This window comes from Actinomyces marseillensis (genome assembly GCF_900155605.1).
GTDB lineage: Bacteria > Actinomycetota > Actinomycetes > Actinomycetales > Actinomycetaceae > Pauljensenia > Pauljensenia marseillensis.
Window position 1 is genome coordinate 1,423,514 of record NZ_LT707420.1, and the last position, 11,876, is coordinate 1,435,389.

Here is an 11,876-nt window from a genome sequence, read left to right on the forward strand (position 1 = left end):
CGTGCCCTCAGACAGCCATTTCTGTCTGAGGGCATTAGCGTGCGTGCGAACGATACGTTCGCACAAGCAAAGACTCCATAGCATCAATGCTGTGCGTCATGCTTAGTTCCCGTGCCTGCTCGTAATGTTTCATTCCCATATCGCGGCATCCGCAAGGATGGTCCAGCCAATAGTCAATCAGCCGGGCAAGTCTCACTGGATTGTCGTAGGGAAACACGCAGCGTTCATCTTGTGCGTATCGCCAGGTTGAAGACTCTTCAGATCGCGCGATCAAAGGCGTGACTCCTCGTGCCATCGCCTCAAGAGCCGCAAGCCCTTCAATCTCGACTCTGGCGCAGTGAATATACAAATCCGCACGGTCAAGAAGCCCTTGTAGGTCCTCGTGCGAAAAGAAGCCAAAATGAACAGTGGCAGCTAAGGGAGAAGCAAGACGACGCAGGTTATTCTCATGGGGGCCGCGTCCTGGTAAATAGAGATCAATTGCTGGTGCATGTCGCGAGTATGCAAGAGCACGCAGCAGAACTTCATGGTTCTTTTCTGGTGCGTACCGTCCCGTTGAGACGAGAGTAAACCTGTGCGGTGCCTGCGATGTTTGAATTTCCCCGCGCGAAGATGCCGGTAGATCAGCGCGAATCCACGCGTTTGGCAATCCATTTGAGAACGCCTCAATTGGAACCTTGTACCCAAAGCGCTCTAAACGTTCCTTGACCGCCTGAGTTGGCGCATGAATGCAGTCGCAGGCTGAATAGACCGACGAGTAGAACAAAGAATACAAAGCGCGATTGATGCTCGGACGGTTCAATGCCGGGAACGGCGCAAGGAAATTCTCCGGATAGACGTGGAAACTCCCGACAACGGGGATCCTAGCCCGCCGTGCCTCCCGAACCAGGAGGGCGTTCGCGGGCAGAGGATCTTCAACGTAGACGATATCTGCCCACTGGAGTGCAGCTTTGATCGCGCGAAGATCCGGGCGCGCGATGCGGAAGTTTTGTGCATGGATATATGCGTTGAGGATAGGAATACGCAACTCTGGAAGCGGGTACTCCAGTGAAGATTCCTCACCGTAGGACAGAACTTTGACCTCGTGCCCGCGCTCGCGCAATCCTTGACAAAAGTCTCTGGCGGAACGCGCAAGACCGTTGGTGAGGTTCGTATAGTCACTTGCCGAAAGAAGGATCCTCACAGCCAACTCCCGTCGTCTGACCGTGTCTTTGCTCGCTGATAGAACCAAGGCACACTAGTCTGAAGCTTGGATCAATTCTGTCACAAGGAGGAGGCATCGTGGAGGGGAACGATACCAGCGTACGAATCCTCGATCTTCTCTTTGACCTCACCTCTGCAGAACGTGGGCGTTCGCGGTCTCAGATTCGTCGGCTCACTCACTATCGCGCGCTCAGTGATGATGCTTTCGATTCTGCTTTTTCGCGGGATAAGAACACCCTGAAGCGGGTCGGAGTTGAGATTACCGTCCGCCGCCGAGGAGACGAGGCGATTTACCGAATTGCGGCACAGTCTCAACAAAGCGTGGACTTCAGTGCCGACGAGATTGCTCTCATCGACCTGGCAGCATCTGCTTGGCAAACTTCCGACGCCACTCAGATTGCAGCGACGAAACTCCGCGCGCATATGGGCTCCCACACCCACGAGGCCATCCAGCTTCGTCTTTCGGGCTGTGAGAACGTGCTGCCTCTCTACCAAGCCATTACAAGTGAAAGCGTGGTCTCATTCGTCTATCGCAGTCCAAAGTCAACGCAAACTCGAGCAGTAGAGCCGTGGAATCTTGTGGTCTCTGGCTCAGCGATCTATCTTCAAGGCTTCGATCTTGACCGCGAAGGCGAAAGAACTTTCAGGCTTTCCCGAATCCTTGGACCGATCGAGGTTCTCGGAGAACCTGGGGACGCGCGCACTCGTTCACCCCGCAGCGAAACTATTGATATTTCGCGCCCGCTGCAGCCGGTCTTCGCCGTACGTGAGGCGTCGGCTGCATTCCAAGAGGCACAGATCCATGATGTTCCTCTGGAAGAGGGGACAGGGGAGTGGCAGCTCTACACTGGCCACCTCGCTCCCTATCACTATTGGCTCCAGTTCGTTCTTCTCTACGCCGCCGATTGTGTTCCGCTCTCTCCGGAGCCTTTTGTCAAGGATCTTCGATCCCGCCTCGAAAAGGCTTCTCACCGCAAAGAGGTGAGTCGTGCCTGAAGAATCCCAACTGCAGGTGGCGCGCATTCTCGCCATGGCCTCGTGGATCAATGAGAATCCCGGTCACACCGTTCGCCAAATCGCACAGCACTTTGGGCGTACCTCCCGCCAGGTGCGCAGAGATATCGAGTACATGGGCGAGATTGGCGACTCGATGCTCGATCGTTCCTATGGAATCGACTGGCAGCTCTACGACGAACAAGAGATCCTCGTGATGCGCGGGAGTACCCTTCCCTCGTTGCCTTCATTCACCCCTGCCGAGGCAGCAACTTTGCTTGTTGCTTTACGTGCGCTTTCTCCCCACTTGCGGGAGGTCGAGAAGGACGCGCTGTTGGCTGCTGCTGCGAAGCTCTCTCGTCTTGCACAGGAACAGGCTACGTCTTCTTCTGAGGATAGGGAGATTATTCAGCTACTTGGTGAGGAACCGGTCCTCGCGAAGAGCGCAGAAGGCGACACGGTTGCACAACTTCGCGAGGCCATCGCAGAGCGTCTTGAAGTTACATTCACATATCAGACGGGTCAGATACACGCCCCTCGTCACGTATTTCCGCTTGGGCTCCGTCGCCTCGTCGATGCGTGGATTCTCGACGCCTGGGATCCAAAGCGAGAGGTCCATCGAAGCTATAACGTCACCCATATCGATTCACTACAGATCGGCGGGCGGCGGCCTCGGGTTGCGATTCCCGATGCCGAGGCTCCGCAATCTCTTACCCTCACCGTCACCCAGGGTGCACGGTGGCTCTGTGAAGACTACGAGTGCACGCTGCTTAAAGAAGACGCTGATACCGTGACGCTGAGTCTACCGGTGTGGAACGAAGCGTGGGTTCTTGCACTGCTCTGTGATATTTCGGCAGATATCATTGAATGCCCGGCCTCATGGCGTTTACGCATGGCTACTTACGCTACGCAGGCGCTTGAGAACTGGGACCACTTTCAATTGATGAGGAGCGGTGAGTGAGTCCAGCACGGAAGCGACGTCGCGCATCAATGGACGCACAAGAACCGAATGAAAGCCAGTGGTCTCCCGCACAGGGAATGCAGGCTTTTAGACGCCAGCAGCGTATTGATCGGTCTTTCCGCCAGAAGTACGTCGATACATTGAGTTTTAGGCCTGACGAGTTCCAAATCCAAGCGATGGACGCGCTTGAAGCTGGGCACAGTGTCCTTGTGGCAGCGCCGACCGGAGCTGGGAAGACGGTTGTTGGTGAGTTCGCCGTAGCGCTCTCATTGTCGACCGATTCACGTGCTTTCTACACAACACCGATTAAGGCACTTTCTAATCAGAAGTTTGCAGATTTTCAGAAGCGTTATGGCGAGGAGCGAGTGGGCCTCCTCACCGGCGATACGTCGATTAATCCTGACGCACCCATCATCGTCATGACCACCGAAGTCTTGCGGAACATGATTTACATGGGTGCAGACTTGAGTACGCTCAGTCATGTTGTGCTCGACGAAGTGCACTATCTTGCGGATCGTTTCCGTGGCCCGGTCTGGGAAGAAGTGCTTATTCATTTGCCCCAGCACACGCGGGTCGTGGCGTTGTCCGCGACCGTGTCGAACGCTGAAGAGTTTGGGGAATGGATCGGCCAGGTTCGTGGTTCTTGCGAGGTCATCATCTCTGAAACACGTCCTGTTCCCCTGTTCCAACACATGCTCGTTGACGGCGAACTCTACGATGTCTATGCGCCCTCACGTCGAGGCACTGGACAATCCGAGCGGCTCAACCCAGAACTTCTCTACGCATGTTCACCCCAGGGACGACGTCTGAGTCAACGCCGTTTTCGTTCACGTCCCGCAACCGTGATCACTTTAGACCGAGCAAATCTACTACCGGCGATCGTTTTCATTTTTTCCCGTGCGGGCTGCGAGGACGCGGTTAGTGAAGTCCTTGCCTCCGGAGTGAGTCTGACGACTCGTTCCCAGGCTGAACGTATCCGCAATATTGCACAATCAGCGGTGAGCTCTATCCCCGTTGAGGACTACGCAGTTTTAGGGATTGATCCGTGGATTCGTGCCCTTGAGAGGGGAGTGGCTGCGCATCACGCGGGGATGCTCCCACTGATGAAGGAAACGGTTGAAAAGCTCTTCACAATGGGGCTTTTGCGCATTGTCTATGCCACAGAGACTCTTGCTTTGGGTATCAATATGCCTGCGCGTTGTGTCGTGATTGAGTCTTTACAAAAGTGGAACGGTGCCGAGCACGTCCGTTTATCGGCCGGCGAGTTTACGCAGCTTTCAGGACGTGCAGGGCGGCGCGGGATTGATATTGAGGGCCATGTGGTCGTCAGTGGGCGTCGCGACATTGCCCCCGAGGAAGTTGCTGCCCTGGCGTCGAAACGTACTTATCCGCTTGTGAGTGCATTCCATCCGACATACAACATGGTGGTTAATCTGCTTGCGCATTCCACGCGCAAGGCAACGAGAAAAGTCTTGGAATCGTCTTTTGCCCAGTTCCAAGCCGATTCCTCAGTCGTGCATCTCGCTCAGAGCGCGCGCGCTCTTGAGAAGGACTTGGATTCTTTAGGAGAGCATGTTGAGTGCTCTCGAGGAGATGCCCACGAGTACTTCAGTATGCGTGACCGTCTCGCACGCCTTGAGAAGGAAGCTTCTCGTGAACATACGAGCGAGCGCAGGAGGCAAGACCAAGAGCTATTCCGCTCTCTGAAGCCCGGTCAGGTTTTCGATATTGGTGCCAAACGTAAGGCCCGTCGATACCTTGCGCTTGAACTTCAGCATTCCGCGGGCATGCGTCCCTTGCTCAAGACTTTGGGAAGCGATGGGCGTTTCCATACCTTGAGTTTGGAGGACTTGAGCGGAAGCCTTGAACTTGTTGCAGTGCTACGCGTTCCTCCTTCCGAGGCGTTACGTCGCCATCGGGGACGCGAAGAGTGGGCGCATCGTATCCGCGAACTTCGAGCCAGCGGAAAGGCGAAGAAACATACCTCACCGCAGGCGTTACCAATTGATCGTGAGATCGCCACACTTCGATCAGCTATTCGACGCCACCCAGTCCACTCATGCCCGCACCGTGATGAACATGCTCGAGCGGGGCATACGTGGGCAAAGAAGAACGCCGAGTATGAGAAGCTCCTTAAGCGGATTGACGGGAGAACGAACTCTGTCGCATCTCAGTTTGACCGCGTATGCGCAGTTCTCGATCGGATGGGTTTCTTAGTTGATGATCGCGTCACTCCTTCGGGCGAAATATTGAGGCGTGTTTTTGGCGAGCGCAATCTTGTTGTTGTTGAGGCTCTTCAACGCGGGGTTTGGGACAATCTTTCGGCCCCTGAGTTGGCTGCAATTGCCTCAACCTGCGTTTATCAATCACGGGGAGAAGAATCAGCCGGGGTTGAGCCGTGGACGGCAAGTTCGACAGCCCTCGCCCGTGCGTGGGAAGAAACATTCGCCCTGTCACAATCGGTTATTTCGATAGAAAATGAACTCGGTGTTCCTTCAACTCCAGAGCTTGATCCCGGACTTGCACAAGCGGTAATCGCATGGGCGAATGGCGCAACTTTAACGACAGCAATTTGGGGGACACCTCTTCTTGCCGGCGATTTTGTCCGTTGGGTTCGCCAGGTCGTGGATCTCCTTGATCAGCTCCGTCATGTTGCTTCACCTGCTCTTGCCGCCAAAGCGCGAGATGCGCGCCAGCTTCTTCTGCGAGGAGTCGTCACGTGGGACGCCGAGTAGCACGAGGTTTTCGTCTCAGCCTCTTTGATTGCGCGGTATGTCTATTAGCCGGATGCGGCTTGTGGGCATCATTCCCGGATCTGTCCATCGCTATTGTCATGATTCCCTCGGCAGCGCTGATGATTTCGTGCGTCGACCGGGTCGGCGCGTGGCGCGCAGCTTTTTACATGTTTCTTGTGGGACTCGCCTTCTGGCTTCCGCTTATTCCATGGACCGCTCAGGCAACCGGAGGGAGCGTTCTGCCATGGATCGCCTTGAGTGTCGTTGAAACATTGTTTTTCTCGTTATGGGGTGCAATTTATAGCGGACTCATGCGTTTATCCTGGGCGCGTTTCACGCTCGGGCAGGTGGTTGTAACCGCGGTTTCCTGGGTGGGGATCGAACAGCTACGGAGTCATTTTCCTTGGTCAGGATTCCCCTGGGGCAATCTTGCTTATCCCCAGGTTGCAACGCCTTTAGGGCACTTGGCTCCCTGGGGTGGTGAAGTACTAGTGAGCGCAGCAGTCATTGCATGCGCTGTATGTCTCCGACGCGCTTTTGATTTCACCCAGCGTGGAGGCCTGCACTGGTATTCGCGCCCACTCGCCTTGGTTGGTGCTGTTGCGATCTTCTGTGCACCAATCGCACTTCCTTTGCATTCCTCACAAGAAAATGGCGCGCTCACCGTCGCAGCTATCCAGGGCAACATCGAGCTTCCTGCTCTCGAAACCTATGCTCAGCCTGGGAAAGTCACGGGAAACCATGCGCGTTTAACGAAAGATCTAGCAGCGTCGAAGGACCACATCGATCTTGTCATCTGGGGAGAGTCCTCAACGGATCGCGATCCACTTTATAACCGCCTCGTCTCAGGGCTGATTGGATCGGCAGCGCAAGATGTGCAAGCGCCGATCCTAGTGGGTATTACGCGTCTCGAAGACGATCGTCGCTACAACTACATGGGCGTATGGTATCCGGGTTCAGGCTTGAGCGAGTCCTATTACGGCAAGCAAATCCCTGTGCCTTTCGGTGAATACATTCCTGCGCGTTCAATCATTTCGCGTCTAGCAACTGAAGCTGCACAAGTTGATATCGATCTCGAGGCTGTCGATAACTCTTCGCGTTTCGATGTGTCTTTGCAGGACGGGCGAGTGGTACCTCTAGCGATGGGAATCTGTTTTGAGGTCGCTTACGAGGATCTCCTCGGCGAAGGCGTTGCTTCCGGCGGCCAGATAATCGTTATTCCGTCAAATAACTATCATTTTGGGCTTAGTGCCGAAGGGTCACAACAGACTCAGATTGCGCGTTTTCGTGCGATCGAGTTTTCACGTTCCACGGTTCAGGCTTCAACAACTGGAAATTCGATAATTGTTCGTCCTGACGGAAGCGTTGTCGCTCAAAGCGGTAGGATGCAATCTGCTACCTTAACCGCCGAGGTACCACTGCGTTCTTCGCTCACCTGGGCTGCGCGAATAGCGCCATATTCCGCTAAAATTAGCTGGGCATCAACTGGAATTCTTCTGGTGTTGCTGTGCATGCAAACCATTCGTCGATCACAAGGGAAACGCCGCTCATGACGAACTCTGAACAGATGTATGAAACCGGCAGGGGAGTAGTGGCTGTTATCCCCACCTACTGCGAAGTGGAGTCCCTTCCTGGTTTGCTCTCACGCGTGCATGCTGTCCTTCCTGAGCTGAGTGTTTTGATCGTTGATGATTCTTCGCCCGATGGCACGGGGGAGTGGGTTCGTGAACAGATGGAATCAGATTCCCGTCTTCATTTACATACGCGCCCTGCAAAGTCTGGACTCGCAACCGCTTATGTTGAAGGCCTTGGACGGGCACTTGAGATGGGATTCGATTACCTCATTCAGATGGACGCCGATGCCTCGCACCGTCCAGAGGATCTTCCTAAGCTTCTGGTCCGAGCGGCCGGTCCAGATCATCCGGATATGGTGATCGGCTCTCGGTGGGTTCCCGGAGGAAAGACCAACGGCTGGGCCCCTTGGCGCGTGGCGCTTTCACGTGCTGGAAATGCCTATATCAATTTCTGGCTCGGTACACGAATCAAGGATGCGACCGCGGGTTTGCGCGTCCACAAGGCTTCTTGGTTGCGCGAAACGGCCATTCTTGACAAGGTTTCGACCGTCGGTTTCGGATTCCAAGTCGAGATGACGACAATGGCCGAGGCGATGGGGGCAACGATTGTCGAGGTGCCCATTACCTTCGACGAACGTGAATTGGGAGAGTCAAAGCTTTCGGGTTCAATCTTTGTCGAGGAGCTTGTCATGGTGACAAAGAACGGCATTAAACGAAAGTTTTCACGTCGCAAGAAGTAAAAATCTGCGCCCACCAAAAGAAATGGGCGCAGATTATGTCAAGTGATACAGCTGAAGTGTCAGCCCTTACGATAGTGTCCTTCAAGACGAAGACGTCCCTCACGTAGGAGAGTTAGCTGTTCTTGAAGAACTTCTTCAAGTTCTTCAATCGAGCGACGCTCAAGGAGCATGTCCCAGTGAGTGCGGGCAGGCTTTGCGGGCTTTTGCTCTTCATCCTCGGTAGCTTCACCGATCAGTTCTGCCATCTGGCCACAGCGACATTCCCATGTAGCCGGAGGCGTTGCCTCTGAGGCAAAAGGAACCTCAAATTGGTGTCCGTTTGAGCATAGGTACTGAGCTGTAAAGCGATCCGCAAAGACGACTCCGTCCTCAGACTCCATCGACTTCGCACCGATTTGCATTCCGCGTAGCGCGCGATCTGCCACCTTGATCCTCCCGCAGTATTGATTGAATGAATAGAAGTTTAGCCGAAATCGTCACATGCGGCGAGAAAGGCAATATAAATAAAGCACGTATACCGATCCGATAATGTACATTATGTCAAGTAATGCAGAGGGAGAACGCAACACCCTGAACTTTCGATTCCCACCACTTCCCTATACGAAACTACAGCGGAAAACACAAAGGCAGGCGCGGCCTCGGCAATGGGATTAGGAAACTGAACGCCTCAGTGCACGACGGGCGGCAAGTTCATCGACCAGCACATTCTCTTCAGCGCGTTCGCTCGGGAGCTCGGCCAGCGAACCTTCCAACTCTCGCCAGACGCGACCGACTGCAATACCGAATACACCCTGACCTCCTTGAAGAAGGTCGATGACTTCATCGGTTGAAGTGCATTCATAAACCGAAGCGCCATCGCTCATGAGAGTGATGGAGGCAAGATCATCTACGCCGCGGCGATGAAGCTGTGTAACAGCCGTACGAACCTGTTGAAGAGAAACTCCTGCGTCAAGCAGTTTCTTCACAATCTTCAAGACCAGGATGTCCTTGAAGGAATAGAGGCGCTGCGAACCTGATCCACGAGCAGCTCGGACCGATGGCTGAAGCAATCCAGTGCGTGCCCAGTAATCGAGCTGACGATATGTAATTCCGACCGCAGCACAGGCAACGGGACCGCGGTAACCCACATCGTCCCTATCGCGACCTTCCAAAGGGTCACCAAAGAGCATAGGCTGACGCCCCTGCATGCCATCCAGCGGTTCTGCGCTCACGAATGCTCCTTGATACGAAAGAATGACGATCTGAGGTTAAGACTACGAACATGAAGGACGAGGGTCAATCAACAACACGGCGAGCCTTCAAGTTCAAGTTGAAGGTTACACCCCGCCGTCAGTCAATTGCGAAATCGCCACGCGCAACATTTCTTGATGTAAATGAGCGAAGCGCTCCCCTAGCTCAAGACAACGCGCATTTTGTCGCTCTCGATCGACAGCCCGATCGCGCGGAGTCTGCGACAAAACGGTTTGGTCAATAAGATCCGCACTGCGCTCGGCACCCTGACGAACTGAGCGTAATGTGCGTGCGTCTACGCCCATCGATTCAAGCTCACGAATCTGTAGCACGACCTGAACGCTACGAGCCGGAAAATAGCCGGCAATATCGGAGGAAATTAATCCCAAGGTCACATAACGCTCAATGGCACTCAAGTCACAGCCGGTCAGATCAGCAAGATCAGCGGCGGGAATCGCACGACGATTACCGACGGAGACAACCTTTCCCTCCGAGGCAACGACTTGAGCGGCTCGGCGCTGAGAGACTTCGTGGCCCGCATCAAGCGCGCGGAGCTGATCACGAATGACATCCAGAGGCGAATATGAATCTCTCTGGCTTGCCAGAACATAGCGAAGGCGTTCGATATCAGCACGGGAATACTTGCGGTACCCGGCCAAGGTTCGCGCGGGGACAACGAGGCCCTTATCTTCAAGGAATCGAACCTTTGACTGTGTGATAGCAGGAAACTCCCCTTTCAGGCGCTCGACAAGCTGCCCGATTGAGAGTTCCGGCTCACGACTGATACCGCGAGGCCACGGCTCGATCGTTTCTTCCGTGACCTTGCGCTGTGCGCGCGCGTTCATTGGACTTGCGGTGAAGGCTGGTAGGTCAGACGATACTTGCCAATCTGTACCTCGTCGCCTGCGTGCAACTCACACTGGTCGACACGCTCACGATTGACGTAGGTGCCATTCAAAGAACCCGAATCACGCACGGTATGCCCACCGTCACGAGAGAGGAACTGGCAATGCTTACGAGAAACAGTGACGTCATCCAAGAAAATGTCGGCACGCGGCGAACGACCCGCGTTAGTGACCTCTGCATCCAAGAGGAAACGCGCGCCCGAGTTCGGACCACGCTGAACAATGAGCAGCGCGGAACCCGCGGGAAGGGCGTTAACAGCATCCTGATCGCGCGCAGACAAAGGCAGAGGCGCATCCACGGCCTCGTCAACAGTGTTCAGACTGAAGACGGAAGTTGCCGTCGGGTCGAACTCCTGGCGCTGGTTTTCCATCACATACTCCAGTTCATAGGGACAATAGGCTCAGTATAGTGTGGCGGCGTCACCTTCGCGAAGGATCTATTGAACTTCTTTGGCAAATTCAGGGACCTTCGGTGTCGACGTCGAGGAAATTGTGAGGTCTTTAATCTGCGTGATCGTCACTGACGCGCCCTTGGCGCGCATCTGAGCAGCACTACCGGCTTGAATCTCGAGCGCGGTCGAAATCGTCTGCGAATCCCCAATCACTTTCCAGACATAGGGAGAAGTAATTTCCTCGCCGTCAACGCGAATCACTCCCCCATCACTCGTAAAACTCGAGGCGATAGTGATGCGATGTCCGTTGATATCCACCGCCTCAGCACCCGCATTGCGCAATTCTCCCATCGCCATCACAAAGTGCGTTGAGCTGAGCGAATGCGTTGAGTCAGCGATGACCATTTCGATTCCGGGGCCGTGCACCGCAACCTGCCCAGAGTTGATCTTCGCCTGTTCCTCAGCTTTCTTTGCTGCAGCCGCAGCCGCCTCTTCCTTTTGAGACTCGTCTTCAAGCTGGCTGACTTGAGATTCCAGTCGCCCGCGTTCCACGCGCAAGTTCTGTTCTTGAACCGAAAGGTTGTCAAGGAGCTCAACCAATTGCTCTTGGCTCAGAGAACTCAGCGGATCCGTGCGCTGCGCCCGCACCTGAGTGACCAAAGCGATTCCCAAAATAAGGCAGATCACAAAGAGAAGAAGGTGAGTTCCGCGCGGAACAGCCAAGATTGCCGCGCGTAGACGCGTGTGGATTGGTTGCAGAGGCTCTTGAGCCTGCGGGGCATCCTCGTGTTTAACGTGCTGTCCCATCGCTTATGCCTTAAAGATCAAACGTCGAATGGAGGCCGTGTTCGAGAAGATTCGGATTCCCAAAACCACCACGACCGCGGTAGTCATTGCCGAACCGACCCCAAGCTGTGTCCCCAAGAAGACCAGCAGACAAGCAACGACGACATTCCAGAAAAAGGACATCACGAAGACACGATCGCGGAAGGTCCCTTCAAGCCATGCGCGCCCGGCCCCCAAAAGAGCATCGAGTCCAGCCACGACCGCGACGGGAAGGAATGGCTGCAGCCACGTCGGAACAGTGGGATCAATTAAGACACCCACAACAATTCCGAAAATCAATCCAAGTACCGCTAACAC

Annotated in this window: 12 protein-coding genes; 5 read left to right on the top strand and 7 right to left on the bottom strand. The window is 54.7% G+C overall.

What is annotated here, in order from left to right; translation table 11 throughout:
* Positions 1-34: 34 nt before the first annotated feature.
* A complete protein-coding gene (locus BQ8011_RS06325; RefSeq protein ID WP_072455747.1) occupies positions 35-1,183 on the bottom strand; it encodes a glycosyltransferase in 1,149 nt (382 codons plus the stop codon).
* 98 nt (positions 1,184-1,281) lie between these two features.
* On the opposite strand from BQ8011_RS06325, the gene BQ8011_RS06330 reads away from it, so the two are divergent.
* Genes BQ8011_RS06330 through BQ8011_RS06350 form a run of 5 tightly spaced genes read left to right on the top strand, consistent with a single transcriptional unit; the run spans position 1,282 to position 8,206 of the window.
* Positions 1,282-2,199, top strand: coding sequence for a helix-turn-helix transcriptional regulator (locus tag BQ8011_RS06330; protein WP_072455749.1), 918 nt, complete (start codon positions 1,282-1,284; stop codon positions 2,197-2,199).
* Positions 2,192-3,157, top strand: a complete 966-nt coding sequence (locus BQ8011_RS06335; protein WP_072455752.1) for a helix-turn-helix transcriptional regulator — start codon at positions 2,192-2,194, stop codon at positions 3,155-3,157. Before BQ8011_RS06330 ends, BQ8011_RS06335 begins: the two co-directional genes overlap by 8 nt.
* Positions 3,158-3,186: 29 nt before the next feature.
* Positions 3,187-5,892, top strand: coding sequence for a DEAD/DEAH box helicase (locus BQ8011_RS06340; RefSeq protein WP_072455754.1), 2,706 nt, complete (start codon positions 3,187-3,189; stop codon positions 5,890-5,892).
* A complete protein-coding gene (gene lnt, locus BQ8011_RS06345) occupies positions 5,877-7,445 on the top strand; it encodes an apolipoprotein N-acyltransferase (RefSeq protein ID WP_072455756.1) in 1,569 nt (522 codons plus the stop codon). The genes BQ8011_RS06340 and lnt overlap by 16 nt, the downstream gene beginning before the upstream one ends.
* Positions 7,442-8,206, top strand: coding sequence for a polyprenol monophosphomannose synthase (locus BQ8011_RS06350; RefSeq protein ID WP_034503311.1), 765 nt, complete (start codon positions 7,442-7,444; stop codon positions 8,204-8,206). Before lnt ends, BQ8011_RS06350 begins: the two co-directional genes overlap by 4 nt.
* Positions 8,207-8,265: 59 nt before the next feature.
* Here the strand turns inward: BQ8011_RS06350 and BQ8011_RS06355 are convergent, their stop codons facing one another.
* The 6 genes from BQ8011_RS06355 to BQ8011_RS06380 all read right to left on the bottom strand — a co-directional run bounded on the left by BQ8011_RS06355 (position 8,266) and on the right by BQ8011_RS06380 (position 11,876).
* Positions 8,266-8,631 (bottom strand): RNA polymerase-binding protein RbpA, encoded by a 366-nt coding sequence (locus BQ8011_RS06355; RefSeq protein WP_072455758.1) that lies wholly within the window; start codon positions 8,629-8,631, stop codon positions 8,266-8,268.
* 225 nt (positions 8,632-8,856) lie between these two features.
* Positions 8,857-9,393 carry a MerR family transcriptional regulator gene (locus BQ8011_RS06360; protein WP_072457709.1) on the bottom strand — a complete coding sequence of 179 codons (537 nt, stop codon included), beginning with the start codon at positions 9,391-9,393 and terminating at the stop codon, positions 8,857-8,859.
* A gap of 129 nt (positions 9,394-9,522) precedes the next feature.
* Positions 9,523-10,281 carry a transcriptional regulator FtsR gene (ftsR, locus tag BQ8011_RS06365; protein WP_034503317.1) on the bottom strand — a complete coding sequence of 253 codons (759 nt, stop codon included), beginning with the start codon at positions 10,279-10,281 and terminating at the stop codon, positions 9,523-9,525.
* Positions 10,278-10,712, bottom strand: a complete 435-nt coding sequence (locus tag BQ8011_RS06370) for an FHA domain-containing protein (protein ID WP_034503319.1) — start codon at positions 10,710-10,712, stop codon at positions 10,278-10,280. The genes ftsR and BQ8011_RS06370 overlap by 4 nt, the downstream gene beginning before the upstream one ends.
* Before the next feature lie 66 nt (positions 10,713-10,778).
* The gene (locus BQ8011_RS06375) at positions 10,779-11,540 is read right to left on the bottom strand and encodes a DUF881 domain-containing protein (protein WP_072455760.1); all 762 of its coding nucleotides are present in this window, start codon (positions 11,538-11,540) and stop codon (positions 10,779-10,781) included.
* A 3-nt stretch (positions 11,541-11,543) separates the two neighbouring features.
* A complete protein-coding gene (locus tag BQ8011_RS06380) occupies positions 11,544-11,876 on the bottom strand; it encodes a small basic family protein (RefSeq protein ID WP_034503327.1) in 333 nt (110 codons plus the stop codon).

Coding starts and splice junctions, on each gene's coding strand:
- ftsR (WP_034503317.1), bottom strand. CDS start 10,281: ATGAACGCGCGCGCACAGCGCAAGGTCACGGAAGAAACGATCGAGCCG.
- BQ8011_RS06340 (WP_072455754.1), top strand. CDS start 3,187: ATGGACGCACAAGAACCGAATGAAAGCCAGTGGTCTCCCGCACAGGGA.
- BQ8011_RS06350 (WP_034503311.1), top strand. CDS start 7,442: ATGACGAACTCTGAACAGATGTATGAAACCGGCAGGGGAGTAGTGGCT.
- BQ8011_RS06360 (WP_072457709.1), bottom strand. CDS start 9,393: ATGCAGGGGCGTCAGCCTATGCTCTTTGGTGACCCTTTGGAAGGTCGC.
- BQ8011_RS06375 (WP_072455760.1), bottom strand. CDS start 11,540: ATGGGACAGCACGTTAAACACGAGGATGCCCCGCAGGCTCAAGAGCCT.
- BQ8011_RS06370 (WP_034503319.1), bottom strand. CDS start 10,712: ATGGAAAACCAGCGCCAGGAGTTCGACCCGACGGCAACTTCCGTCTTC.